We start from the raw sequence: 24,599 nt of genomic DNA on the forward strand, positions 1-24,599 counted from the left end.
TGGTGGCCGAGACGATCGATACCCCGAGTAAATCCCAGCGCGCGTACGAATGGATCCACGCACGCATCACCGACCGCGGGTTCGTGCCGGGATACCGGCTCGTGCTCGGATCGATAGCCGAGACGCTCGGCATGAGCGTCGTTCCGGTGCGTGAGGCCATCCGGCGTCTGGAGGCAGAGGGACTCGTCGAGTTCGAGCGCAACGTAGGCGCCCGGGTCGCCCTGATCGACCCGACCGAGTACGTCTACACGATGCAGACCCTCGGGGTCGTCGAGGGCATCGCCACGGCACTGGCGGTCCCGCATCTCACCGACGTCGAACTGGACCGAGCCGCCGCCGTCAACAGCCGGTTGCGGGAATTGCTCGGCGACTTCGACCCGCGCCTGTTCACGATGATGAACGAGCAGTTCCACACGGTGCTGTTCGAGCCGTGCCCGAACCCTCACATTCTGGACCTGGTGCGCCGGGGCTGGACGCGGATGTCGGGCGTACGCGACTCCACCTTCGCTTTCGTGCCCGAGCGCGCCCACGAGTCCGTCGACGAGCACGACCACATCATCGACCTCATCCGCCGGCGGGCCGATCCGCTCGAGATCGAGCTGGCCGCCCGCGAACACCGCTGGAAAACGATGAACACCTATCTCGCCCAACGAGATCAGGACCGCCGCACCGGCCCCACCGACTGACCGAAACCGTCACCTTTCTACCGCGAGAAGGAGGACCCATGGCCGACAGCGCACTGCGCAACCGCCACGTCCCCGCCAACCTGCCCGAGCGCATCCAGCACTACATCGATGGGCAGCCGGTCGACTCCGTCGACGGCGACACCTTCGAAGTGCTCGATCCGGTCACGAACGAGACCTACGTGCGTGCCGCCGCGGGCAAAAAGGCCGACGTCGACCGCGCCGTGCGCGCGGCGCGCACGGCGTTCGCCGAAGGCCCGTGGCCCAAGATGCTTCCCCGCGAACGCTCCCGGGTGCTGCACCGCGTCGCCGACCTCGTCGAGTCGCGCGACGCTCGCCTGGCCGAGTTGGAGAGCTTCGACTCGGGCCTGCCCATCACCCAGGCGCTGGGCCAGGCGCGCCGCGCCGCGGAGAACTTCCGTTTCTTCGCCGACCTGATCGTCGCCCAGGCCGACGACACCTACAAGGTGCCCGGCCGCCAGATCAACTACGTCAACCGTAAGCCGATCGGCGTCGCGGGCCTCATCACGCCGTGGAACACGCCGTTCATGCTGGAGAGCTGGAAACTGGCTCCCGCGTTGGCCACCGGCAACACCGTGGTACTCAAGCCCGCGGAATTCACACCGCTGTCGGCCTCGCTGTGGGCGGGCATCTTCGAAGAAGCCGGACTGCCGCAGGGTGTGTTCAACCTCGTCAACGGTCTCGGCGAGGACGCGGGCGATGCCCTCGTCAAACACCCCGACGTACCTCTCATCTCGTTCACCGGCGAAAGCCGCACCGGGCAGATCATCTTCGGCAACGCCGCGCCCTACCTCAAGGGCCTGTCGATGGAACTCGGCGGGAAGTCACCGGCCGTGGTCTTCGCAGACGCCGACCTCGACGCCGCCATCGACGCCACCGTCTTCGGTGTCTTCTCCCTCAACGGTGAACGCTGCACCGCGGGCAGCCGGATCCTGGTGCAGCGTGAGGTCTACGACGAATTTGTCGAACGCTATGCCGCGCAGGCCGAGCGGGTGAAGGTCGGCTACCCGCACGACCCCGCCACCGAGGTCGGCGCGCTGGTGCACCCCGAGCACTACGACAAGGTCGTCAGCTACATCGAGATCGGCAAGGGCGAGGCCCGCCTGGTGGCCGGTGGTGGGCGCCCAGCCGAATTCCCGACCGGGAACTTCGTGCGCCCCACCGTCTTCGCCGATGTAAAACCCGATGCGCGGATCTTCCAGGAGGAAATCTTCGGCCCGGTCGTGGCGATCACGCCTTTCGACACCGAGGAAGAAGCGCTCGAACTGGCCAACGGCGTGAAATACGGTCTGGCCGCCTACATCTGGACCAACGACCTCAAGCGGGCACACAGCTTCTCGCAAGCCGTCGAGGCCGGCATGGTATGGCTCAACTCGAACAATGTGCGCGACCTGCGCACCCCCTTCGGCGGGGTGAAGGCCTCCGGTCTCGGCCACGAGGGCGGCTACCGCTCCATCGACTTCTACACCGACCAGCAGGCCGTGCACATCACTCTCGGCAAGGTTCACAACCCCACCTTCGGCAAGTCCGCGTGAGCTCAGGACCTCTCCCGACCCATACTCACTCCAAGGCAGCAGCAATGACCGAACGCACCCGTACCTCTTCCGGCTTCTTCGTCACCCAACAAGCCCCCATCCACGCCGACGACCCGGTAGCCACCCCCACTGCGCCACCGCCGGATATCGTGCGCGCCGCATACGCCGAACTCGTCGTCACCGACCTGGCCCGCTCCCGCGAGTTCTACGTGGATGTGCTCGGTATGACCGTCACCGAGGAGGACGAGAACGCGGTCTACCTGCGCACCCTCGAAGAGTTCATCCACCACAACCTGGTGATCCGCCGCGGGCCGGTCGCGGCGCTGGCGGCCCTGTCCTACCGGGTGCGGACGCCAGAGGATCTGGACCGGGCGGTCACCTTTTACACCGAGCTCGGCTGCCGCGTGGAACGCCGGGCCGAGGGCTTCACCAAGGGCATCGGCGATTCGGTGCGTGTCGTCGACCCGCTCGGCTTCCCGTACGAATTCTTCTACGAGACCGCGCACGTCGAGCGGCTGGCCTGGCGCTACGACCTCTACACCCCCGGTGCGCTGGTCCGCCTCGACCACTTCAACCAGGTCACCCCCGACGTCCCCCGCGCGGTGAAGCACTACCAGGATCTGGGCTTCCGGGTGACCGAGGACATCCAGGACGAAGCCGGCACGACCTACGCCGCCTGGATGCGCCGCAAACCGACCGTCCACGACACCGCCACCACCGGCGGCGACGGCCCGCGCCTGCATCACGTCGCCTTCGCCACCCACGAGAAGCACAACATCCTGGCGATCTGCGACAAACTCGGTGCGCTGCGGCTCTCGGATCGCATCGAGCGCGGCCCCGGCCGCCACGGCGTCTCCAACGCCTTCTACCTGTACCTGCGCGATCCCGACGGGCACCGTATCGAGATCTACACCCAGGACTACTACACCGGCGACCCGGACAACCCGGTCGTCACCTGGGATGTGCACGACAACCAGCGCCGCGACTGGTGGGGCACCCCGGTCGTGCCGTCCTGGTACACCGACGCCTCGCTCGTGCTCGATCTGGACGGCAACCCGCAGCCGGTTGTGTCGCGGACCGATTCCAGCGAACTCGAGGTCACCATCGGAGCCGACGGATTCTCCTACACCCGCGAACCCGGTGACGAGGACCTTCCGGACTGGAAAAAGGGCGAATACAAGCTGGGCCACCAGCTCTGACGACCGAGGCCGGTACCGCCGCGCGGGACCGGCCGACAGGAAGGATTTCCGATGGCGCTGGACGCCGCAACCATAACGGCGATCGCCGACGAACTCGCCGCCGCGGAACGCGACCGCGCAACAGTGCCGCTGCTGACCGGGCGTTACCCGACGATGACCGTCGAGGATTCCTACGCCGTGCAGAACGAATGGCGCCGTCGCGGGATCGCCGCGGGCCGCCGGCTGGTGGGTCGCAAGATCGGGCTCACCAGCAAGGTGATGCAGGCAGCCACCGGTATCACCGAACCCGATTACGGTGCGATCTTTGCCGACGCGGTCTTCGACAACGGCGCGGTCATCGAACACGCGCAGTTCTCCAACGTCCGCATCGAGGTCGAACTCGCCTTCGTCCTCGCCGAGCCTCTGCGCGGCCCGGACCTCACCATTTTCGATGTGCTGCGCGCGACCGAGTACATCGTCCCGGCATTGGAGATCCTTTCCTCGCGAATCGAACTCCAGGGCCGGACCATCGTTGACACCATCAGCGACAACGCCGCCTTCGGCGGTCTCGTCTACGGCGGGAACCCGGTGAAAGCCGGCGACACCGATCTGCGCTGGGTATCCGCGCTGCTCTACCGCAACGAAACGATCGAAGAATCGGGCGTCGCCGCTGCGGTGCTCAACCACCCCGCCACCGGCGTCGCCTGGCTCGCGAACAAACTCGCCCAGCACGGCGGCTACCTCGAGGCCGGCGAGATCGTCCTGGCCGGCTCCTTCACCCGCCCGATGTGGGTGGAGCAGGGCGACACCGTACTCGCCGATTACGGACCGATGGGAACGATATCGTGCCGCTTCGTCTGACCCCCACCTTCCGCGACCACCTGGCCGCCACGGACCGCACACTCTACGGCGGATGGATCTGCTCGGGTTCGCCCGTGGTCGCCGAGATCATGGCCGGGGCGGGGCTCGACTGGTTGCTCATCGATATGGAGCACGCGCCCAACGGCCTGGAGTCGACGCTCACGCAGCTCTACGCCGTCTCGGGCTATTCGTCGACGCCGGTCGTGCGTGTCCCGGCTGGCGAAACAGTGATCGTCAAGCAGGTGCTCGACCTCGGCGCACAGAACATCCTCGTTCCGATGATATCGACCCCTGAGGAAGCGAAAGCAGTCGCCGCGATGACCCGGTACCCGCCTGCGGGAGTACGCGGTGTGGGCAGCGCACTCGCGCGATCGGCGCGCTGGAACCGTGTCGAGGGATATCTGGGCAACGATGCGGCGCACGTTTCGGTGTACGTGCAGATCGAGACTGTCGAGGGCGTGGCGAACGCCCGCGCGATCGCCGAAACTCCCGGCGTCGACGGTGTTTTCGTCGGCCCGAGCGACCTCGCCGCCTCGATGGGACTGATCGGGCAGCAGACGCATCCGGATGTAGTAGCCACGGTGAAACGCGCCTTCGCGGGCATCGCCACGGCCGGAAAACCCGTCGGAGTCAATGCATTCGATGCGGCCGCCGCGCGCGACTACGCCGCAGCCGGAGCCCGGTTCATCCTCGTCGGAGCCGACGTGGCGCTGCTCGCACGCGCCTCGGAGAAGTTGGCCGAGACCTACCTCGCAGACACGGATCGGGCTCCCCGTGCCTCGTACTGAAAATACCCGCACGCTGCACCCCGCGCGCAGCGGCGTACCGCAAGCCGTGTCCGAGACAACCGCCTCAGGAGTGACATCGTGACCGAACGCGAGACCACACTGCTATCCACCACCCCCCACCAGTTGTTCATCGGTGGCGAGTGGATCGATGCCGCCAGCGGCGACACCTTCCCGGTACGCGACCCCGCCACCGGGCAGACCGTGCACGAGGTGGCCGACGCCACCGCCGACGACGCGATCCGCGCGCTGGACGCCGCCGTCGCCGCACAGGAATCGTGGGCGGCCACGGCACCCCGCACGCGCAGCGACATCCTGCGTGCCGCGTGGCAACTCGTCCAGGAGCGCAAGGAAGATCTCGCCTTGCTGATGACCGTGGAAATGGGCAAGCCCATCGCCGAGGCACGCGGTGAAGTGGCCTACGGCGGTGAGTTCCTGCGCTGGTTCAGCGAGGAGGCCGTGCGCATCCACGGCAGGTACGGCCTCAATCCCGAAGGCACAGGGCAGATGATCGTCTCCCAGCGGCCGGTGGGACCGTCGTTCTTCATCACGCCATGGAACTTCCCGTTCGCCATGGCAACTCGCAAGATCGCTCCCGCGCTCGCCGCCGGCTGCACGGTAGTGATCAAGCCCCCGCAGCTGACGCCGCTGACCACGCTCTACTTCACACAGTTACTCGTGCAGGCGGGTCTGCCCGCCGGTGTCGTCAACGTCGTCACCTCCGCGTCGTCGCGCCGCGTCTCGGCGCCGATCATCGCCGATCCCCGACTGCGGAAGCTATCGTTCACCGGCTCCACCGAGGTCGGCCGCCAATTGATCGCCCAAGCCTCCGACAACGTGCTGCGTGTATCGATGGAACTCGGCGGCAACGCACCCTTCGTGGTATTCGAGGACGCCGACCTGGACAAAGCCGTGAACGGAGCGCTCACGGCGAAATTCCGCAACATCGGCCAGGCGTGCACGGCCGCGAACCGGTTCATCGTGCACGAGGACGTCGCCGACGAATTCGCGAAACGGATCACCGAGCGCGTCGAGGAGATGAAAATCGGCCGCGGCACCGAGGAAGGCGTGACGATCGGCCCCCTCATCGACAACGACGCGGTGAACAAGACCGCCGAACTCGTCGCCGACGCGACAGCGCGCGGCGCCCTGCTGCTGGCCGGCGGCGCGAAGGTCGACGGCCCCGGCAGCTTCTATCAGCCGACTGTCCTCACCGGTGTCGCCGACGGCAGCGAAATTCTCCGGGAGGAGATCTTCGGCCCGGTCCTCGCGATCGCCACGTTCGCCACCGAAGAGGAAGCGATCCGCCTCGCCAACGACACCGAATACGGCCTCGTGTCCTACGTCTATACGGACGATCTTGCCCGCGGGCACCGCATGATCGACAAACTGGAGACCGGCATGATGGGCCTGAATGCCGGCGTCGTCTCCAACGCCGCAGCACCATTCGGTGGCGTAAAGCAGTCGGGCGTAGGCCGGGAAGGCGGCTTCGAAGGCATTCACGAATTTCTCTCTACGAAATACACCCTGATTCCGAATGAGTGATCACCTGCAGCCGTCGGCATCGGATTGTTCGTTGAGCACGCGACAGGTAATCGCGGTCAGGCCACAGTTCTCCGCCATGTCGTCTCCAACTCCGCCAAAGTGATGCTGGCACCCAAATCCCCACAGTTCAGAGAAAGCGAGGTCTGTTCCTGATGCGCAGTAAGAAGAAGCCCGTCATAGCGGCTGCGGCTGCCATGACGGTTGTGGCAATCACCGGCAGTGCCGTCGGATGCGCTGAGACGGCGGACGCCACTACCCGCAAGATCACCGGCACACTGTCCGACGGATCCACCTATCTGTTCGAGGTGCCCGCCAACTGGAACGGCACCGTCCTGCTCTACTCCCACGGCTACAACCCCGGACCGTCCAACCCTGCCAAGAACGCCGGCTCCGCCGAGGTGAACGAAAAACTGCTCGCGGACGGGTACGCCCTCGCCGGTGGGTCCTATCCCGGCGTCGGGTGGCAGACCCCCAACGCGCTGGGCGACCAGATCGCCACGCTCGACCAGTTCGCCGCACAGGTCGCGGCGCCTCGACGCGTCATCGCCTGGGGCGAATCCATGGGCGGGGAGATCACCTCCTTGCTGGCCGAGCGGTACCCGGACAAGATCGACGGTGCGATCGCGATGTGCCCCGCCGTCGCCGGCACAGTGCCGTGGTTCAACACCTACCTCGACGGTGCGTTCACCCTACGGACCCTGCTCGACCCCGACGGAACCGTCCCGCTCGTCAACATCACCGACGTGGCCTCGACCCAGAGCTACTGGACGCAGCTCGTCGAGAACGCACAGAAAACGGCGGAAGGCCGGGCAAGGCTCGCGCTCGCGGCGGCATTCACCACCTTGCCGACGTGGTCGCAGCCAGGAACGTCCGAGCCAGCCGGCACCGACCACGCGGCCCACGAGCGCAACCAGTACTACAGCCTCAGCACCACGTTCACGTTGTTCCAGGCGGCGGTGCGTGCGGACATGGAATCCAAGGTGGGCGGGGCATTCTCCTGGAACACCGGGGCGGACTACCGCGAGCTGTTCAGCGGTCTCGGCCAAGGCGCGAAGGCCGAGGTCGACGCGCTCTACAAGCAGGCCGGGCTGAGCATCGAGGACGACCTGGGCGCGCTCCAGGCCGCCCCACGGATCGAACCCAGCGACCCCCAGGCGATCGCCAAGATGAACGAATACGCCCCGACCGGCTCCCCGCGGATGCCGATCCTGACCGTGCACACCACCGGCGACGACGCCGTCTTTCCCAGCCTGGAATCACCCTACGCCGCAAAGGTGCGTACCAACGGTGATACCGCGCTGCTCAGGCAGACCTACGTGTCCGCCCCGGGACACTGCAACTTCACCACGGACGAGGTGGTGGCATCGATCAAGACGATGGACCAGCGCCTGAGCAGCGGCGCCTGGCCGAGCACGAGTCCCGAGGACATGAACAAACGCGCGGCCGACAACGGCACCGACTCCTCGCACTTCGTGGAGTTCCAGCCGGACCCGCTGCCCCGGCCAGAGCTCTATCCGTAGTCCCGAACTATTTCGGGCAGATCTACCTGGTCAATCGTGTCAACGGGCGGATCGAGAAGACCGTTCAACCCATCGTTACCGTGAACAGGGACGGAACGATCGTCAGAGCGTAGTTAGGAGGCGGGTGCCGGGGCTGACCCAAACCATCGAGCAGTTGGCCGAATTGGTCACCACCGCTGGCGAGGACTGGGGAGCGGAGAAAAGTCGAGGCCCCCGCAGCCACTTGCAGATCGTCCAGTGTCGAGGCGAATTTTGGATACGCCCGTGCAATTCACTGTCACCGACGCGGAGTTGCGGGCTTACTCTCGCCGACGAAGCCGAGCAGGGTGTGGCACCGGTACCGGAGTGTGAGTAGTAGACAACGCTGATGTCGACTCACCTCGCTGAGCGCGCCACAAACTAACTAGGAGTGCCGACTTATGGCTCAGTGGATGGCTGTGAACCGCGCTCGATGGTGGGTCGGTGTCTCGATCTCGTCGACCACGGCGATCGCAAGGTCGGCCGCTGAGATGGTGGAGTTGCCGTCGGCATCCTTCAATAGCACGTCGCCTCCGAGCACGTAGGTGCCCTTATTGGGAGTGCCGAGCCATGAGCCGTAGTCGATGGGCGGGCTCACGAAGAACCAGTCGAGCGACTCGGGCGACGCTTGCAGTGCTTCATAGACTGCGATACCGGTTTCGATCTCGGGCTTCACATCAGCAGGGAGGCCGTCTCTGGAGACTTCCCAGAGCGTCGGACCGCCTACTTCGGTATGTAGTGACGACGCGCCGCCGGTGTAGCCGAGCCGGGTAGGGGTATCGGCGAGGCGGGCGATGAGCACATCCATCACTCCTTCGAGCTTGCCAGCCATATCGCCGCGCGGTGAAAGTGCCGAATAGACAACATCACGGCCGGGCAGAACGGCATCGAGGACGTTGGCGTCGGCTGCCGAGCCGATCACGTAGTCGACACCCTGAATGCGGGTCGTTGGCTCGGTGCGGCTGACCGCGGTGATCTCGTGCCCGCGCTTGGCCGCCTCTGAGACGACCGCTGCCCCGGTGTAACCGGTGCCTCCGAGAACGGTGATTCGTGCCATGCCTGCTCCCCTACTCGCTGCTGGTGACTCAGTTACCAGAGGTCATGTATCCGGAGTGCGGAAGTACGCACTTTCAGGTCAGAAAGAATATTCGCGGTGATTGTCATCTCGTGGGACCCCTACCGCCGGAGTGTCCGTCCCGTCGGCTGCTCGACCGCGCACGACACAGCCGATCACCTCCCCGGAGTAGGCAACAGCGTCGGCCAATCCGGTGACCGCCGGGCGGGGACGGTTACCGCTGGCCTGACTCGGCCTCGGCGGACAGCTCGGCCCACTCCTGCCAGCCCTTGACCCGGTCAGCGTAGAGCTGGGGGACAATCTGGAGGGGGAAGGTGCCGAAGAAGATCCGGGAGGGTGGGGTGTCGGCGTCGACGACCTTCAGCAGAGCGGGGCCGACGCCAGCAGGGTTGGGGTTCGGGATGGTGGCGAAGCTGGCGTTGACCGTCTCCCGGAAACTGTCGTAGGCCGACAGCGGCGCGGAATGGGCGGAGGACGCGTTGAACTCGGTGCCGAACGGGCCGGGTTCGACGACTGTGACCTTGATGCCGAAGCCGGCGACTTCCTGGGCCAGCGAGTCCGAGAGACCCTCGACCGCAGCCTTGGCGGCGGTGTAGCCACCCGTGGTGGGGAAAGCGGCAAGGGCGAGCAGGCTGGTCACGTTGATGATGTGGCCGCTGCCCTGAGCACGCAGGTAGGGCAGTGCCGCCTGCACGACCCAGAGGGTGCCGAAGACGTTCGTCTCGAACTGTGCGCGGAGGTCGTCTTCGGTCAGCTCTTCGACCATGCCGAACAGACCGTAGCCGGCATTGTTGACGACGACGTCCAAGCGCCCGAAGTGATCGTGAGCCCGCCGGACGGCGTCGGTCACCGCGGTTTTGTCCGTGACGTCCAGGGTCAACGGCAGGATCGCGTCGCCGTGGGCCGCGACAAGATCGGCGAGCGCGTCGGTGTTGCGGGCAGTGGCCGCGACCTTGTCGCCCCGCGAGAGCGCGGCCTCGGTGAAGTGGCGGCCCAGGCCGCGTGAGGAACCAGTGATGAACCAGATCTTGCTCATGGGGAGAACTCCTCGGTAGAAACTGAGACAACATTAGAGACGATATACCTATATGGGATTGAGTACCACTTAGGTATGTTGTATTACACTCATGGCATGGCCGAGACCTCCAGGACCGTGCGCTCGACGTTGCGGGAGCGGACACGAGCTGCTATGCGCGACGAGGTCAGCGAAGTCGCGTTCCGGCTGTTCTCCGAACAGGGCTTCGACAAGACGACGGTCGAGCAGATTGCCGCTCATGCCGGGTTGTCGCGTACCACCTTCTTCCGGTACTTCGGCACCAAGGAGGAGCTTGTCCTCGGCAAGATGAATGAGTTCGGTCCCCGGTTAGCCGCAGCGCTTGCCGCCCGCCCGGCCGAGGAGCGGTCTTGGGAAGCGCTGCGACGTTCTTTCGACGTGATCACCGAGTCGACCGCCGACGAGCCACAGCCCTTCTTGAACCTGATGCGACTGCTCAACGACGCCTGCGCCCTGATGACCCGCCAGTGGGAGAAGACGCAGGGCTGGCACAGTCTCCTGGTGCCGGAGATCACCCGCCGACTCGGCGGAGACCCGGAATCCTCGGGCGACCTGCGCGCCCACGCCCTCGTAGGCTCGGCAATCTCCTGCCTGGATGCCGCGACCGACGCCTGGACGGCCACTGGCGGGGCCACACCGTTGTCCGAACTACTCGACCAGGCCATGGGTGTACTGGTCGAGCCGGTCACATAGCCGAGGAACATACCTGCCGATACGTGGCGCCCAACGCCGCGGCGGTGCGCAAGCACATCAGCTTGGACCACCTCACGCCCACGAGGCCCACCTGCGCTTCTCGCAAGTACAGCCGCGGCGGCATACCAAGACCCGTCCGAGATCGCGGGGAAGCTTCAGCAATGGAGCCCGCTTGACCGGATGCAACCTCCGCTTTATGCTGGAGTCTGCTGCGGAGGCAGCATCCGTTTTGATGCGGCCGCAGGATCACCGAAAGCGGGAGGGCACATGAACGCCAGTGAACAGCAGGAGCGCAAACCTCGCGCGGATGTTCAACGCAACCGCGCGGCCCTTCTGGAGACGGCACAGCGTCACTTCCTGCGACACGGGGTCGGCACCTCGCTCGAGGCGGTCGCCAAGGACGCGGGCGTCGGGCCCGGCACCCTGTACCGACACTTCCCCACCCGGGAAGCACTGCTGGCAGCCGTGCTGCAGACACGCTCCGAGAAGCTGGAGACCCGCCAAGCCGACATCGAGCAGTTGAGCGATGCTGGCGAGGCTTTGGAGCAGTGGCTGCGGGCGATGGAGGAGTACTTCAGTGCTTTCAGCGGGCTCCCGGACCCGCTCATGGCCGCGGCCAGGGCACAGGATCCCGACAACCCGCTCACGATCCCTTGCGACATCTTCATCACCGCCACCGACAAGCACGTGAAGGCCGCACAGAACGCGGGGCACGTACGCGCATCGGTTCGAGGGTACGACCTGTTCCTCGCGGCCTGTTCCATTGCCTGGATCAAGGGCAACGGCGCCGACGAGGAGTCCCTCGACCGGCTCCGCACACTCCTCGCGAGCGGCTACCGCGAGCGGGACGAGAAGGCGTAAATCGCCGGGCGCCCGGCTCACTCAGTTCTGATCCGACAGCGCCCGGTACCGCAGCTTTTATCAAGGAGGATTTAGATCTATGAGTCATTCGCCAAGGGTTCTGCCCGCTGACGCTCGCCGCATTGTGGCGCAGGGCGATCTCGGCTACCTCGAGGCCGCCCGATGGCACCGTGGGGCGCTGTGGTTCTCGGACATGACCCGGCGCAAGATAAGTCGCCTCTCCCCCGGCGAGCCACCCGAGGATATCGCCGATGTGCCCGGGCGCCCCTCGGGTCTCGGCTTCGGACCCGACGGGGCACCGATGGTTGTTTCCATCGACGATGATCGGCTGCTCCGCGTGGGAAGCAGCGGGTTGGAGGAACTCGCCGACCTCGCGCCGGTCGCATTCAATCCCAACGATATGGCAGTGGACCGAGAGGGCCGCGCGTATATCGGTCCGCAGGGCTACGCTTTCGGAACCGATCCGATCGGCGTGGGTTTGGTCATCCGCCATCCCGACGGCCGGATCGAGACGGGCGGCAAGGACCTCATTTTCCCCAACGGCATCGTCATCTCAGGCGACGGGCGCACGCTGGTCGTCGCGGAATCGTTCCGGGCGCCACGGACCAGGCTCACCGCGTTCACCGTGACCGACGACGGTGCGCTGACAGACCAGCGCGTGTTCGCTGAATTCGGGTCACCGGATACAGAGGCCATCGATGGCATCGGCATCGACAGTGAGGGCGCGGTGTGGGCGGCCTTCCCGTGGATCGGTGAATTTCGGCGTGTCCGCGAAGGCGGCGAGGTCACCGACGTCATCCGGATCGACCCGGACACCGCAACATATCCCGATGGCGGCACTTTCGCAGTGGACGCGGCACTCGGTGGACCAGAGATGAAGACCCTCTACCTGCTCATCTCGGATACGAGCCCCGAGCGCCTCGTCAATGGCTTCGATGCCACGGGCCGGATCGAAGCCATCGAGGTCGAGGTGGCCGGAATCCAGGACTGACGGCAGGCCCTTGCGTCGGCGTAAGCGTCTCCCGGCAGCGTCCCGGAACGCTTCGCGCCCTCCCGGCGACAGCCATCCTGGAGGACATCGTGGAGATGAATCCCACCAGCCACCGCTGACCCGCCCACTGCCCTCGTGCGCGAAACGGCATGAGGGCAGCCTTCTACGGACCGTCAGTACCCGACGAACACAAAAGATGAACACGAACAGCGCGCAGTCTCCCCGCGCTGCGGCCGGAGTCATGTCGTCCCGCCGCCTGCGAGCATCCGCAACCCTGTCGGCACCCGCACAGTGCCCTGCGGCCAGTCGTTACGACGGCCGCCTATTCGGGGCAGAACGCACTGTGCCACTGCCACTATTGCTGCGACTGCGCGCTATGGAAAGGAAAACCATTGCCCGGCACAGCATCCCTCTTCGCTGACCTCGCACGCTCCCGGCACTCCCCCCGCAAATTCCTGCCAGCTCCCCTGCCCTCTGCCGACATTCGTAGCGTGCTCGAAGACTGGACAACGAGTGAGACGAACTGACGGGCAGCACCCGACGGATCGTCGACGTCCAGTTCGCCGTGCTCACTTCGACGACGCAGCAGGTCTGCGATCTGCGCGACGAGTTGTTTCGGTTCGCCGTCCGCGCAGGCGGGGCGCAGGGACGGGATCCGCGCGACCTCGCTGATGACGAGCCGGCGCAGGGCGGAGGCGCGCTCGTCCAGCAGGACCTGCAGGACGCGGTGGCCGATCTCGACGAGAGTCGTGGTGACATCGAGGACTTCACCCCTATTCGACTCGGTGATGTCTGTGCCGAAATTCGCGGCGACACGGCTGCGTTCATCATCCACGGCGGCCAGGAACAGGGTCTGTTTGTCGCCGAAGTGGTTGTAGGCGGTCTGGGCGCGTTCGGCGATCACGTCGAGGGTCGCCCGCTCGTAGACGTCTCGCAGGAACGTATCGATCGCGGCATCGAGGATGGCGCGACGCTTGCCCGGGTCGCCGCCGTGGGGACGGCCACCGGATCCACTTGATCGCATGGCCGATGTCGGCATGTCCGTCTGCGCCTTTCGCGGTGAGTGGCTGCGCTTCCTCGCCGGCATCGGACTCGGGGCGCATTCCGAATAGTTATGCCTACGGCGCGGAATTCGCCGCGAAGCGGATTCGCGCCACCGTTGTCACGATCGTCGTTGCGAGTAGTGCTGCGTCTGTCTTCGGACGGCGCAGATGACGCTCCCTCTGATCGCCCGAGCCCCGAAAGCGATGGAGCGACCCGCGACCAGACATGCGAGGGTGGCGATCCGGTCACTATAGCGACCGGCGAATTCCTGCTCCCGGTCACCGACCTCGACCTGCCTGGCATCCTCCGCCTGGCTCTCGAACTTCTCTGCACCATGCGAGTCGACTAACCCGCCGTTCGTCGGTCAATACACTGGTGGTGACGAAAGCGCTGCACGCGCCAGTCGTCAGGATCGTGCCCGGCTCGAGCAGTGCTCGGCGATCGTCGGCGCTCATACCTGGTTGGACGTGCCGTGGTGCCGCTCAGTTCCCGGCATTTCCGGCGACTTCCTCTGGCCTGAGAAATCCCGCGTGGCGACGAGCAGGGCGACGCGGCGTCGGCCTGGCGTCCACGCGGCAAGGAGTACGGCCGCACAGATGGTCAGCCAGCCCAGAGCTGTCGCGGACTGGTGCAAGCCGTAAATGAACGCGGACTTCGCGAAATCGGCAAGCGGCTGCGCCGATGGACCTGCGCGCTCCACGATCTGAAGCGCCGCCGCGAGTGAGTCGCCGACTGGTTCGCGCGCGGCTTCGGGGAGGTTGGGCAGTGCGGGGGCGATGCGCTGACCGTATCCCGCCGCGAGCACACTGCCCGCGATCGCGATACCGATCGCGGCACCGACTTCGCGGGCCGCGTCGTTGACCGCCGCGGCGACGCCGTGCTTCTCCACCGGGGTGCCGTCGACTATCGCGGCTGTGGCCGGCGCGGTGCACAACCCGATCCCCGCGCTCATCAGCAGCAATGGGCCCAACAGATTCAGATAGGACGTATGGTCGTCGAGTTGCGCGATCATGAGCAGCCCGCCCCCGATCGCCAACAATCCCGCAAAGGTGGGGATTCGCAGTCCGATCCGTTCCGCCAGCCGGGGTGCGAACGCGGAGATCACCACCATCGGAATACCCATCGGGGCAAGCGCCAGCGCAGAGAGCAGTGGCCGGTAGCCGAGAATCAGCTGAAAATATTGCACGATCAGCATGAACAAACCGAAGGTCACCAGGAACTGCACCGTGACTATCGCAGTGCCGCTACCGAAGCCCCGGTCGGCGAAGAGTCGAATATCGATCAGCGGATGCCTGACCCGTTTTTCGATAACGACGAATGCGATAGCCACGGTGAGCCCGATCACGGTCGCGCCGATCACTATCGGATCGAGCCAGCCACGCGCGGGCACTTCGATCGCCGCAACCACGATCGCACCGACTGCCAGTGCGCTGGTGACCGCGCCGAGCGGGTCCATCGCGGGTCTGGACGTGTCCACCGATTCGGGCACGGTAAAAGCTGCCGCCGACAGCACCGCGCCCGCAACGGCCATCCCGATGAAAATCGAAACCCAGGACCAAATTTCGATCAGTATGCCCGAGCCGAGGATGCCGAGGATCGCGCCGACGCCCGCGACACCGGCCCACAGTCCGACCGCGCTGCCTCGCCGTTCCTCCGGGAATCCAGCGGTCAGCAGTGACAGCGTGGACGGCATTACCAGCGCCGCACCGACTCCAGTCAGGGCTCGCGCCGCGATCAGCCAGGTCGGAGTGTCGAGTATCAACGGCGCCGCCGAAGCGAGCGAGAAGATCAACAGTCCCACGATGAGGACCACGCGCCTGCCGTACCTGTCGCCCATCGCACCCGCAGGCAGGACGAGGCAGGCCAGTGCCAGGGTGTATCCGTCGACAATCCAGGTGAGTTCGGCCTGACTAGCACCCGTGGCGGCCGCGATCTCCGGTAGCGCCGTGTACAGCGCGGCCATCGAGGCAGTGACGAGAATTACCGCCAGACAAGACAGTGTGAGCAGCCAGCGTTGGGCCGCGGACAGTCGCGCCCGTTCGGTGGGATCCATCGGGTCTCCGATACTGTTAGTATTGCTACGCTACAACTTGTAGCACAACTGCGCAGCAGGAGATAGGTCGATGGGATGACGCGCCCGGACGGAGGAATACTGGGCTACATGAGCGGAACTGACGACGTCGAGGTCGACCCACGCAGGGCACGCTCGCGTGCCCGCCTACTCGATGCCGCTGCTGCCCTGTTACAGGCCGGTGGATTGGAGGCGGTGACCATCGAGGGCGTCACCAAATTGTCGAAGGTCGCCAGAACCACCTTGTACCGGCATTTCGACAATGCGATGCAACTACGGGCGGCCACCATCGAACGTTTGCTGCCACCAGTGCTGGAGACTCCGCCGGAAGGCCCGCTGCGAGACCGCCTGATCACATTGCTGGAGCGACAGGCCGACGCGATACGAGACATGCCACTGCAGGTGTCGACATTGGCGTGGCTGGCGACCGGGTCGGATCGCAACAACGACAACCCTGCCATCACCTCGCTCCGCCAGCGCATCATCGACCAGTACCGGGTGCCGTTCGACCAGGTGCTCGATACGCCGCAGGCCCGTCGGCAACTGGGCGAATTCGATACCTTCTTCGTTTTGTCGCAATTGGTCGGTCCGCTCGTTTTCGCAAAGCTCATCGGCTTGCCGGCGTCGACTCCACGCGATTGTGCCCGCATCGTCGACGACTTCCTCACGGCACGCCCAAACTTCACCGAGTGAACGGCAGTACCGCGGCCAGCGCGCGTAGTGCCTCGAGGTGGTCCTCGTTCAACGCCTGGATCGCGACATGGTCGGCACCCGCATCCAAATGCTCCATCAATCCGGCCGCCACTTCGGCGGGTGCGCCGTCGACGGCGAGAGTATCGATCAGCCGATCGCTGCCCGGCTGGGCGATGCCCTCCCCTTCTACTCCGCGACGAGAAGTGCGTCTACACCAAGCATTTCGCGGGGTGGGCTTACGTCAACCACTATATTGCCGGACGCCGTTCGCCTTCGACTTCGCGGAGGAAGGACTCGATGAGGTCGATCACGTCGGCATGGCCGGTGTCGACATCGAAGGCTTCTTCCATGCGCAGGAAGCGGGACACGCTCGACATGAGTAGCACGAGGGCGCCGGGGGTGTAGCCGACGGCGTGGTTGCCGTATTCGGCGAGCACTTTGGTCACGGCCTCGAGTTGCAGCGTGCGGAATCGCCGGGAGGAATCTGAAATTTCGGCGCGAATCGCTTTTCGGTGGTTTGCCAGCGCGACGAATTCCATCGTCAGGGCTGTATGCGACTGGTCGTGGATGGCTTCCCACAGCGCCCACAGTGGCTGGGCGGATTCCAACGCCAGCAGCTGACGTTCGTAGCTGCGGTCGGCGCCTCGACGGAACAGTTCGACGAACAAGTTGTCCATATTGCCGAAGTAGTAGTAGACCAGCGCGGGGTTGACCTCGGCACGGGTGCCGAGCCGCCGGGAGCTGACAGCCGCGTAGCCCTCTTCCAACATGATGTGCTCGGCCGCGTCGAGTAGCGCGGATCGGGTGCTGGAGTCCTCAGTGTCGGCGCTGCGCTCGGGCTTCACACGGGAGACCTTTCTGTTGGGCGGCAGGCGCGAGGCCTGCGGCGTGGGTCGTCTGTCGGGCGCCCGGCGATGGTGGAGTTCAACAGTTTACGTCCACGCGGAGTCGTTCATCGTCTGCAAGGGCCGGTTCGCGAATCGACTCTTGACAGCCGTGAGCGCCGTCACGTATATCTTAATCACTCGCTCAATTTGAGCAGTCGCTTAAGGCCTCCGAGCAGGCCTCGAACGGTCATCCAAGGCCGGCAGAAGGTATGCCCACGGCGACCAACCCCTCCCCCGAATCAAGCGCGTCCACCGCGCTGACGACAGCGGGACCCCTCTCCCAGCGGCGGGGATCGACGAGTAGAGGAGTACCGAAATGAACGACACAGCTACCGCAAAATCCGAACCGGCACATGGTCGGTCGACACCGCCGAGGGTTGCGGTCGTCACCGGTGGAGCGTCCGGTATGGGGCTGTCGATCTGCGCGGCACTCGCCGAAGCCGGTCATCGGGTCGCGGTCCTGGATATCAACGGCACCGCCGCTCAGCGAGCAGCCGAACACTTGCGAGCAGACGGGGCGACAGCGATGGCCTGTGCGGTCGATGTCACCGACCGAGACGCAGTTCGCGAGGCCGTGCGCAAGGTTCGCGTCGAGTTCGGTGCGATCGAAATCCTGGTCACCAGTGCGGGGTTGGTTGATTTCGCGCCGTTCACCGACATCACGCCGGAGGCGTGGAACCGGGTGGTCGCGGTGAATCTGGACGGGGTTTTCCACTGTGCGCAGGCTGTTGTCCCGGATATGCTCGCCGCTGGATGGGGTCGGATCGTGACGATCTCGTCGTCCAGCGCGCAGCGCGGCTCGCCCGGCATGGTGCACTACACCGCGTCCAAAGGCGCGGTCCTGGCGATGACCAAAGCGCTGGCACGTGAATACGCGGCCGCGGGAATCACGGTCAACACGATTCCGCCCTCAGGTATTGATACACCCATGTCGCGCCGGTCGCAGGCGGCCGGGCACCTGCCCGACAGCGCTGTCATGGCCAAGGCGATCCCCGTCGGGCATCTGGGTACCGGTGAAGACATCGCCGCCGCGTGCGCGTTCCTGTGTTCGGAGCAGGCGGGCTATATCACCGGACAGGTGCTCGGCGTGAACGGCGGATCGGTGATATGACCGAATCCGTCGGTCCTCGCCTAGCACCGTTGCCGGTGCACGAGTGGGACGAACAAACACGGGCGATGCTGCGCGGGCATGTGAAAACCGCCGATCGGTACCTGTCCGGCGCGCCCGGCGCACCGGCGATGCCGGGCATCCTCGGTGTACTCGCCCACCACACCGAACTGGCAGGTGCGTGGCTTGCCTACAACGGTCTGCTGCTGGACCGCCCGCTGCTCGACCCGCGCGATCGCGAGCTGGTGATCCTACGGGTGGCCTGGCGTAGCAGGTCGGATTACGAATGGGCACAACATGTTCGGATAGCCAAGGGGCTCGGCGTCACCGACGAGCAGGTCGAGGCGGTCCGGCGCGGGCCGCAGGCCCCGGTGTGGTCGCTCATGCAGCGATCGCTGATGGCCATGACCGACCAGCTGCTGGATCAGCATCGCGTCGACGACACCACGTGGGCCCAACTAGAACGCCATTTCGACAAGCGGCAGCTGCTCGAGCTGCTCTTCGTCGCCGGCTCCTACCTGTGCCTGGCGATGGTACTCAACAGTGTTGCCCTGCAACCGGACCCGGAATCGGAGGAACGACCGTGATCGAGCCAGTGAACGCACCGGCCACCCCACACCAGTGGCCGCGGCCTGCCGAGGGAAGTTGGACCCAGCACTATCCCGAGCTGGGAACCTCGATGATGTCGTTCGAGGATTCGGTCTCCCCGGAATTCTTCGAACTAGAGCGCGAGGCGATCTTCAAACGCGCGTGGCTCAATGTGGGGCGGATCGAGCAAGTACCACGCACCGGCAGCTATTTCACCAAGGAAATCGACGTCGCACGCGCGTCGATCATCGTTGTGCGTGATCGCGACGGTAGCATCAACGCGTTCCACAATGTGTGTCGCCACCGCGGTAACAAACTCGTCTGGAACGAGTTTCCCAAGGAAGAGACCTCGGGAATATGTCGTCAATTCACCTGCAAATACCACGGCTGGCGCTACGGGATCGACGGTTCGCTGGCGTTCGTTCAGCAGGAAAGTGAATTCTTCGATCTCGACAAGTCGGACTTGGGTCTTGCGCCGGTGCATTGCGAGGTGTGGGCCGGATTCATCTTCGTCAACCTCGATGCCGTGCCGAGGCAGACATTACGGGAATTCCTCGGCCCCATGATCACCGATCTGGACGGCTACCCGTTCGACAAGATGACCGAGTGGTACGAATTCACGGCCGACAATCAGAGCAACTGGAAGCTGTTCGCCGACGCGTTCCAGGAGTATTACCACGTCCCCGCCCTCCACACGCAACAGGTGCCGAGCGCGGTGCGCACCCCGGGCAAGGGTTTCGAATGCGCGCATTTCCAGCTCGACGGCCCGCATCGGCTGGTGTCGACCGGCGGTGCGCGACGCTGGACGATGCCTCCGGAGTTCATGTACCCGATCGAACGGCTCACCCGCAGCGGCCTGGTGGGGCCATGGGAATCACCGGATATCGGCGAGGTTCCCAAGGGGCTGAATCCGGGCCGAGTCGAACCATGGGGCATCGACAACTTCCAGATCTTTCCCAATATCGAGATCCTCATTTACCGCGGCTGGTATCTGTTGTACCGGTATTGGCCGACTTCCTACAACACCCACCGGTTCGAAGGAATGCTGTGCTTCCAGCCGGCGCGCACGGTCCGCGAACGGGTCGAGCACGAAGTGGCCTCGGTGGTATTCAAGGAATTCGCGCTCCAGGACGCGGGCATGCTCACCGGCACGCAAACCGCACTCGAGTCCGCCTACCGGACCGCCGGTCTGTCACATTTCCCGGTCAATGATCAGGAAATACTGGTGCGCCATTTCCACAAGGCCGTCGCCGACTGGGTCGATGAGTACCGTCACGATCTCGCCGGGACCGGTGCGAGATGACACAGACCATGCTGCCGCCTGCGTTCGCCGATCTCGAACGGTTCGCCGAAACTTGGTGCCTGTCCACCGAATCCGAGCGCTATGCCCGGCGTCTGAACAGTTCCATGCAGGAGCTGATCACCTTCTACAACGCGTGTTTCCCCCGCGTCGAGGACGCACTCGCCTATTGCGACAAATTTCCGCTGGAGGAACTTCCCGAGGATGCGATACACCTACTGCACCTGGTGTATTCGCTGGTGATGGTCGCTATGGCAGTCGAGATCTTCCAGCAGCCCAAGCCCGTCGACAGCGCCGATGCCGAGCTCGAACGCGTCGCACAGCCCTGGCCGTAATACACAAAGGAAACACCCATCATGACGATTACGATCGAGAAGATCGGCGACGCTGTCGGAGCCGAGGTCATCGGCATGACACGCGAGCAGTTGCTCGCTGATGACACCGTGGCCGAGACCGTGATGGCCGCTCTCGAAGCCAACGGCGTGCTGGTTTTTCGCGACCTGCAATTGGACCCGGAAACCCAGGTAGCGTTCTGCCGCACACTCGGACAGGTCGACACCTCACCGGGCCATCATCCGACCGAGGGGATCTACCGGGTCAGCCTCGACACAGCCAAGAACTCGTCGGCGAGCTACCTGCGCGCCACCTTCGACTGGCATATCGACGGCTGCACACCGGAGGACGACGCCTACCCCCAGATGGCGACCGTGCTCACCGCCAAGGCCGTTGCCACCAGCGGTGGTGAAACCGAATTCGCCAGCACCTACAAGGCTTTCGATGACTTGAGCGCCACGGAACAGCGGCAACTCGCGCCCTTGCGGGTGGTGCATTCACTCGAGGCATCCCAACGCGGGGTCACCCCGGATCCGACACCGGAGCAACTCGCGGCGTGGCGACGGCGGCCGAGCAAGGAACATCCGCTGATCTGGACTCACAAATCCGGACGTCGATCGCTGGTGCTCGGAGCGTCGACCGACCATGTTGTCGGTATTCCCGCGGCGGAAAGCAGGGAGCTGCTCGATGGTCTGCTGCGCCGCTGCACCGCGCCCGACCGCGTCTATCGACACACCTGGGCTGTCGGCGACACCGTGATCTGGGACAACCGCGGCGTCATCCATCGCGCCGCGCCATATCCGGCCGGTTCCCCGCGAGAGATGTTGCGCACCACCGTGCTCGGTGAAGAACCGATCGAATAGGAGAACACCCATGCCTCGTTGGCCCAAGCCGGCCGAGGGTAGCTGGACACAGCACTACCCCGAACTCGGCACCGCACCGATGTCCTACGAAGACTCGATCTCCCCGGAGTTCTTCGCACTCGAACGCGACGCCATCTTCAAGCGAGCCTGGCTCAATGTCGGTCGCATCGAACAACTGCCGCGCACCGGCAGCTACTTCACCAAGGAGATCCACGCCGCGCACACCTCGCTCATCGTGGTCCGCGACCGCGACGGCAGCGTGAACGCCTTCCACAACATCTGCAGGCACCGCGGAAACAAGCTGGTGTGGAACGAATTCCCGCGCGAGGAAACCGCAGGAACGTGTCGCCAGTTCACCTGCAAGTACCACGGCTGGCGGTACGGACTCAACGGCTCACTGGCCTTCGTACAGCAGGAAAGCGAGTTCTTCGACCTCGACAAGGAAACCCTGGGGCTCGCGCGCGTGCATTGCGAAGTCTGGTCGGGATTCATCTTCGTCAACCTGGCCGCCGAACCGCGTCAGACACTGCGAGAGTTCCTCGGCCCGATGGTAACCGGCTTGGAGGGATACCCCTTCGACAAGCTCACCGAGCGCTATTCCTACCGGGCCGAAGTCGGTGCCAACTGGAAGCTCTACATGGACGCGTTCCAGGAGTTCTATCACGCGCCGATCCTGCACGGGAAGCAGACTCCGGACAACTTCTCCGTTGCCGCCCAGCAGGCCGGGTTCGAGGCGCCGCACTACCAACTCGACGGGCCACACCGGCTTGTCAGTACCTCTGGCGTTGTCACCTGGGAGCTCGATCCCACCATGCGCAAGCCGATGGAAGACATCACCCGCAGTGGACTGTTCGGTCCATGGGATGTACCGGATCTCGGGCCCATGCCGGCCGGGCTCAATCCGGCAGGCTGCGACCCGTGGGGCCTGGATTCGTTCCAGCTGTGGCCGAACTTCAGCATTCTGATCTGGTCCGGCGGCTGGTACCTGACCTATCAGTACTGGCCGACCTCGCACAACACCCACATATTCGAAGGCAATCTCTACTTCACGCCCGCGCGCTCCCCGCGCGACCGCGTCGCGCACGAGATGGCCGCGGTCACCTTCAAAGAGTATGGACTGCAGGATTCTTCGACGCTAGAGGCGACACAGATCATGCTCGAATCCCGGGCCGTCACCACGTTCCAACTCAACGATCAGGAGATCCTGCTGCGGCACCTGCACAAGGTCGCGGCGGACTGGGTCGGCGATTATCAGCGCGAGCGCACGGAGGCCAAGTGATGAGTGCAACTCTGCTCCCTGACGAATTCGCCGATCTCGAGCAGTTCGCCTCGGTGTGGTGCCTATCCACCGAAACCGAGCGCTACGACCGGCGCCTTGGTTCGACGATGACCGAGATGCAGCGGTTCTACGACGCGATAGCCCCGCGCGCCGAAGACGCGCTCGCCTACTGCGACAAGTTCACGATCGACGATATGCCCGACGACGCGAAAAACCTGATGTATCTGCTGTATTCGATGATTCAGGTCTCTTTTCCGGTCGAAGTATGGAGTCAGCCACGCATTCCCGATACCGGGTCGGCATCGCTGACCTGCGTGATCGAGCCGGGCCTATGACCGGGCAGGTCGTCGTGCTGCGCGCCGCTGCCTGGGTCGAGGTCGAGACCGGGCAGCGACACACGCCGGCGGTGATCGTCGTCGAGGGCAACCGGATCGCCGCGATCGATCCGGTCGAGGTACCCGCGGGCGCGCAGGTCATCGATCTGGGTTCGCTCACGCTGCTGCCCGGGTTGATGGATATGGAGGTCAACCTGCTCATCGGGGGCCCCGACAATCCCTCAGGGCTGCCGAATCCGATGCACGGTGTGCAGGACGACCCGGTGTACCGAACATTGCGGGCTTCGGTGAACGCCCGGACGACCCTGCACGCTGGTTTCACCACCGTCCGCAATCTCGGTCTGATGGTGAAAACCGGTGGCTATCTTCTCGATGTGGACCTGCACCGCGCCATCGAGCAGGGTTGGCTCGAAGGTCCGCGTATCGTCGCGGCCGGGCACGCGATCACTCCCACCGGCGGCCATCTAGACCCGACGATGTTCCAGCGCCTCGCCCCGCACATCATGCCGATCACGATGGAAGAAGGCCGCGCCAACGGGGTGCCACAGGTCCGCGAATGTGTGCGATACCAGATCAAATACGGCGCCGAGGTCATCAAGGTCTCGGCATCGGGCGGGGTGATGTCACACGGCACAGTCGCCGGTGCGCAGCAGTACTCCGATGACGAGCTGGCCGCGATCGTCGACGAGGCTCATCGCGCCGGTGTGCCCGTCGCCGCACACGCCCACGGCGACGCCGGAATTCGCGCCTGCATCCGCGCCGGCGTCGACTGCATCGAACATGGCTCGCTGGCCGAGGACGACACCATCGCGCTGATGGTCGAGCGCGGCACCTATCTGGTGCCGACCAGCTATCTCTCCGAAGGTTTGGACATGTCCAAAGCCGCACCAGCACTGCAGAAGAAGGCTGCCGAGGTCTTTCCCAGAGCGCGGGAAACGCTACGCAAGGCGATCGCGGCCGGGGTCAAGATCGCCTGTGGCACCGACGCGCCCGCGGTTCCGCACGGGCAGAACGCGAAAGAACTGTGGGCGCTGGTCGACCGCGGGATGACACCCGCACAGGCGTTGCGGGCGGCCACCATCACCAGCGCCGAACTGATCGGCGTCGACGATCGCGGGCGCCTGGCACCCGGGCTGCTGGCCGACATCGTCGCCGTACCCGGCGACCCCACCGTCGACATCACGACCATCGAGGACGTGCGGTTCGTGATGAAAGACGGTCGCGTCCACAAGCAACCGTAGTCAGCGAAACCCGTTCGCCCGCAGTCCGAATGCGCGA

Annotated in this window: 25 protein-coding genes; 20 read left to right on the top strand and 5 right to left on the bottom strand. The window is 64.9% G+C overall.

Annotation, left to right across the window (positions count from 1 at the left end; all coding sequences use genetic code 11):
• The first annotated feature begins 2 nt into the window (after positions 1-2).
• The 7 genes from IEY60_RS33565 (at position 3) to IEY60_RS33595 (ending at position 8,128) form a co-directional block, all read left to right on the top strand.
• Positions 3-686: a GntR family transcriptional regulator gene (locus IEY60_RS33565; protein WP_308426156.1), complete on the top strand. Its 684-nt coding sequence runs from the start codon at positions 3-5 to the stop codon at positions 684-686.
• A gap of 38 nt (positions 687-724) precedes the next feature.
• Entirely contained in the window at positions 725-2,239 is a 1,515-nt protein-coding gene (gene hpaE, locus IEY60_RS33570; RefSeq protein ID WP_189034568.1) for a 5-carboxymethyl-2-hydroxymuconate semialdehyde dehydrogenase, read from the top strand.
• Positions 2,240-2,283: 44 nt separating this feature from the next.
• Positions 2,284-3,438, top strand: coding sequence for a 3,4-dihydroxyphenylacetate 2,3-dioxygenase (hpaD, locus tag IEY60_RS33575; RefSeq protein WP_189034569.1), 1,155 nt, complete (start codon positions 2,284-2,286; stop codon positions 3,436-3,438).
• Between the two features lie 51 nt (positions 3,439-3,489).
• Complete coding sequence (gene hpaH, locus IEY60_RS33580) at positions 3,490-4,278, top strand: 2-oxo-hept-4-ene-1,7-dioate hydratase (RefSeq protein ID WP_189034570.1); 789 nt, start codon at positions 3,490-3,492, stop codon at positions 4,276-4,278.
• Positions 4,263-5,066 (top strand): HpcH/HpaI aldolase family protein, encoded by an 804-nt coding sequence (locus tag IEY60_RS33585; RefSeq protein WP_189034571.1) that lies wholly within the window; start codon positions 4,263-4,265, stop codon positions 5,064-5,066. Before hpaH ends, IEY60_RS33585 begins: the two co-directional genes overlap by 16 nt.
• 78 nt (positions 5,067-5,144) lie before the next feature.
• Positions 5,145-6,608, top strand: coding sequence for an NAD-dependent succinate-semialdehyde dehydrogenase (locus tag IEY60_RS33590; protein WP_229740352.1), 1,464 nt, complete (start codon positions 5,145-5,147; stop codon positions 6,606-6,608).
• A 194-nt stretch (positions 6,609-6,802) separates the two neighbouring features.
• Positions 6,803-8,128, top strand: a complete 1,326-nt coding sequence (locus tag IEY60_RS33595; RefSeq protein ID WP_189034572.1) for an alpha/beta hydrolase — start codon at positions 6,803-6,805, stop codon at positions 8,126-8,128.
• Between the two features lie 424 nt (positions 8,129-8,552).
• On the opposite strand, the gene IEY60_RS33600 is transcribed toward IEY60_RS33595, so the two are convergent.
• Both IEY60_RS33600 and IEY60_RS33605 read right to left on the bottom strand, forming a co-directional pair.
• Positions 8,553-9,203, bottom strand: coding sequence for an NAD(P)-dependent oxidoreductase (locus IEY60_RS33600; protein WP_189034573.1), 651 nt, complete (start codon positions 9,201-9,203; stop codon positions 8,553-8,555).
• Between the two features lie 232 nt (positions 9,204-9,435).
• Positions 9,436-10,257 (bottom strand): SDR family NAD(P)-dependent oxidoreductase, encoded by an 822-nt coding sequence (locus tag IEY60_RS33605; protein WP_189034574.1) that lies wholly within the window; start codon positions 10,255-10,257, stop codon positions 9,436-9,438.
• Positions 10,258-10,410: 153 nt separating this feature from the next.
• Here IEY60_RS33605 and IEY60_RS33610 point away from each other — a divergent pair, with 153 nt between their 5' ends.
• From IEY60_RS33610 to IEY60_RS33620, 3 genes are all read left to right on the top strand, one after another.
• Positions 10,411-10,968, top strand: a complete 558-nt coding sequence (locus tag IEY60_RS33610; RefSeq protein WP_229740353.1) for a TetR family transcriptional regulator — start codon at positions 10,411-10,413, stop codon at positions 10,966-10,968.
• Positions 10,969-11,235: 267 nt separating this feature from the next.
• A complete protein-coding gene (locus tag IEY60_RS33615) occupies positions 11,236-11,829 on the top strand; it encodes a TetR/AcrR family transcriptional regulator (RefSeq protein ID WP_189034576.1) in 594 nt (197 codons plus the stop codon).
• 79 nt (positions 11,830-11,908) lie between these two features.
• Positions 11,909-12,820, top strand: a complete 912-nt coding sequence (locus IEY60_RS33620) for an SMP-30/gluconolactonase/LRE family protein (RefSeq protein ID WP_189034577.1) — start codon at positions 11,909-11,911, stop codon at positions 12,818-12,820.
• 355 nt (positions 12,821-13,175) lie between these two features.
• On the opposite strand, the gene IEY60_RS33625 is transcribed toward IEY60_RS33620, so the two are convergent.
• Positions 13,176-13,859, bottom strand: coding sequence for a TetR/AcrR family transcriptional regulator (locus IEY60_RS33625; RefSeq protein WP_189034578.1), 684 nt, complete (start codon positions 13,857-13,859; stop codon positions 13,176-13,178).
• Positions 13,860-13,934: 75 nt separating this feature from the next.
• Here IEY60_RS33625 and IEY60_RS36635 point away from each other — a divergent pair, with 75 nt between their 5' ends.
• The gene (locus IEY60_RS36635) at positions 13,935-14,213 is read left to right on the top strand and encodes a DUF6531 domain-containing protein (RefSeq protein WP_373291801.1); all 279 of its coding nucleotides are present in this window, start codon (positions 13,935-13,937) and stop codon (positions 14,211-14,213) included.
• A 102-nt stretch (positions 14,214-14,315) separates the two neighbouring features.
• On the opposite strand, the gene IEY60_RS33630 is transcribed toward IEY60_RS36635, so the two are convergent.
• The gene (locus tag IEY60_RS33630) at positions 14,316-15,917 is read right to left on the bottom strand and encodes an MFS transporter (RefSeq protein WP_189034579.1); all 1,602 of its coding nucleotides are present in this window, start codon (positions 15,915-15,917) and stop codon (positions 14,316-14,318) included.
• Between the two features lie 108 nt (positions 15,918-16,025).
• Between IEY60_RS33630 and IEY60_RS33635 the strand changes: the two genes are divergently transcribed.
• Positions 16,026-16,628, top strand: a complete 603-nt coding sequence (locus IEY60_RS33635; RefSeq protein WP_189034580.1) for a TetR/AcrR family transcriptional regulator — start codon at positions 16,026-16,028, stop codon at positions 16,626-16,628.
• 248 nt (positions 16,629-16,876) lie between these two features.
• Here the strand turns inward: IEY60_RS33635 and IEY60_RS33640 are convergent, their stop codons facing one another.
• Positions 16,877-17,473 carry a TetR/AcrR family transcriptional regulator gene (locus IEY60_RS33640; RefSeq protein ID WP_229740354.1) on the bottom strand — a complete coding sequence of 199 codons (597 nt, stop codon included), beginning with the start codon at positions 17,471-17,473 and terminating at the stop codon, positions 16,877-16,879.
• Positions 17,474-17,831: 358 nt separating this feature from the next.
• Between IEY60_RS33640 and IEY60_RS33645 the strand changes: the two genes are divergently transcribed.
• From IEY60_RS33645 to IEY60_RS33680, 8 genes are read left to right on the top strand one after another with little or no spacing between them, the layout of a single operon-like run.
• The gene (locus IEY60_RS33645; protein WP_189034581.1) at positions 17,832-18,626 is read left to right on the top strand and encodes an SDR family NAD(P)-dependent oxidoreductase; all 795 of its coding nucleotides are present in this window, start codon (positions 17,832-17,834) and stop codon (positions 18,624-18,626) included.
• Positions 18,623-19,210 carry a carboxymuconolactone decarboxylase family protein gene (locus tag IEY60_RS33650; protein WP_189034582.1) on the top strand — a complete coding sequence of 196 codons (588 nt, stop codon included), beginning with the start codon at positions 18,623-18,625 and terminating at the stop codon, positions 19,208-19,210. Before IEY60_RS33645 ends, IEY60_RS33650 begins: the two co-directional genes overlap by 4 nt.
• 8 nt (positions 19,211-19,218) lie before the next feature.
• Entirely contained in the window at positions 19,219-20,514 is a 1,296-nt protein-coding gene (locus tag IEY60_RS33655) for an aromatic ring-hydroxylating oxygenase subunit alpha (protein ID WP_229740361.1), read from the top strand.
• A gap of 8 nt (positions 20,515-20,522) precedes the next feature.
• Positions 20,523-20,846, top strand: a complete 324-nt coding sequence (locus IEY60_RS33660; protein WP_229740356.1) for a hypothetical protein — start codon at positions 20,523-20,525, stop codon at positions 20,844-20,846.
• 18 nt (positions 20,847-20,864) lie between these two features.
• Positions 20,865-21,707 (top strand): TauD/TfdA dioxygenase family protein, encoded by an 843-nt coding sequence (locus tag IEY60_RS33665; protein ID WP_229740362.1) that lies wholly within the window; start codon positions 20,865-20,867, stop codon positions 21,705-21,707.
• A gap of 10 nt (positions 21,708-21,717) precedes the next feature.
• The gene (locus IEY60_RS33670) at positions 21,718-22,986 is read left to right on the top strand and encodes an aromatic ring-hydroxylating oxygenase subunit alpha (RefSeq protein ID WP_189034585.1); all 1,269 of its coding nucleotides are present in this window, start codon (positions 21,718-21,720) and stop codon (positions 22,984-22,986) included.
• Complete coding sequence (locus IEY60_RS33675; protein ID WP_373291802.1) at positions 22,986-23,321, top strand: hypothetical protein; 336 nt, start codon at positions 22,986-22,988, stop codon at positions 23,319-23,321. Before IEY60_RS33670 ends, IEY60_RS33675 begins: the two co-directional genes overlap by 1 nt.
• Entirely contained in the window at positions 23,318-24,562 is a 1,245-nt protein-coding gene (locus IEY60_RS33680; RefSeq protein ID WP_189034587.1) for a metal-dependent hydrolase family protein, read from the top strand. The genes IEY60_RS33675 and IEY60_RS33680 overlap by 4 nt, the downstream gene beginning before the upstream one ends.
• Positions 24,563-24,599 lie beyond the last annotated feature (37 nt).

Source organism: Nocardia rhizosphaerihabitans, from assembly GCF_014646295.1.
GTDB lineage: Bacteria > Actinomycetota > Actinomycetes > Mycobacteriales > Mycobacteriaceae > Nocardia > Nocardia rhizosphaerihabitans.

Excerpts from the sequence above, each read along its gene's own strand:
- IEY60_RS33625 (WP_189034578.1), bottom strand. The coding sequence starts at position 13,859 with ATGCCGACATCGGCCATGCGATCAAGTGGATCCGGTGGCCGTCCCCAC.
- IEY60_RS33660 (WP_229740356.1), top strand. The coding sequence starts at position 20,523 with ATGCTGCCGCCTGCGTTCGCCGATCTCGAACGGTTCGCCGAAACTTGG.
- IEY60_RS33620 (WP_189034577.1), top strand. The coding sequence starts at position 11,909 with ATGAGTCATTCGCCAAGGGTTCTGCCCGCTGACGCTCGCCGCATTGTG.
- IEY60_RS33670 (WP_189034585.1), top strand. The coding sequence starts at position 21,718 with ATGCCTCGTTGGCCCAAGCCGGCCGAGGGTAGCTGGACACAGCACTAC.
- hpaE (WP_189034568.1), top strand. The coding sequence starts at position 725 with ATGGCCGACAGCGCACTGCGCAACCGCCACGTCCCCGCCAACCTGCCC.
- IEY60_RS33650 (WP_189034582.1), top strand. The coding sequence starts at position 18,623 with ATGACCGAATCCGTCGGTCCTCGCCTAGCACCGTTGCCGGTGCACGAG.
- IEY60_RS33600 (WP_189034573.1), bottom strand. The coding sequence starts at position 9,203 with ATGGCACGAATCACCGTTCTCGGAGGCACCGGTTACACCGGGGCAGCG.
- hpaH (WP_189034570.1), top strand. The coding sequence starts at position 3,490 with ATGGCGCTGGACGCCGCAACCATAACGGCGATCGCCGACGAACTCGCC.
- IEY60_RS33645 (WP_189034581.1), top strand. The coding sequence starts at position 17,832 with ATGAACGACACAGCTACCGCAAAATCCGAACCGGCACATGGTCGGTCG.
- hpaD (WP_189034569.1), top strand. The coding sequence starts at position 2,284 with ATGACCGAACGCACCCGTACCTCTTCCGGCTTCTTCGTCACCCAACAA.
- IEY60_RS36635 (WP_373291801.1), top strand. The coding sequence starts at position 13,935 with ATGCCTACGGCGCGGAATTCGCCGCGAAGCGGATTCGCGCCACCGTTG.
- IEY60_RS33605 (WP_189034574.1), bottom strand. The coding sequence starts at position 10,257 with ATGAGCAAGATCTGGTTCATCACTGGTTCCTCACGCGGCCTGGGCCGC.
- IEY60_RS33595 (WP_189034572.1), top strand. The coding sequence starts at position 6,803 with ATGACGGTTGTGGCAATCACCGGCAGTGCCGTCGGATGCGCTGAGACG.
- IEY60_RS33680 (WP_189034587.1), top strand. The coding sequence starts at position 23,318 with ATGACCGGGCAGGTCGTCGTGCTGCGCGCCGCTGCCTGGGTCGAGGTC.
- IEY60_RS33630 (WP_189034579.1), bottom strand. The coding sequence starts at position 15,917 with ATGGATCCCACCGAACGGGCGCGACTGTCCGCGGCCCAACGCTGGCTG.
- IEY60_RS33615 (WP_189034576.1), top strand. The coding sequence starts at position 11,236 with ATGAACGCCAGTGAACAGCAGGAGCGCAAACCTCGCGCGGATGTTCAA.
- IEY60_RS33635 (WP_189034580.1), top strand. The coding sequence starts at position 16,026 with ATGAGCGGAACTGACGACGTCGAGGTCGACCCACGCAGGGCACGCTCG.
- IEY60_RS33610 (WP_229740353.1), top strand. The coding sequence starts at position 10,411 with ATGCGCGACGAGGTCAGCGAAGTCGCGTTCCGGCTGTTCTCCGAACAG.
- IEY60_RS33675 (WP_373291802.1), top strand. The coding sequence starts at position 22,986 with ATGAGTGCAACTCTGCTCCCTGACGAATTCGCCGATCTCGAGCAGTTC.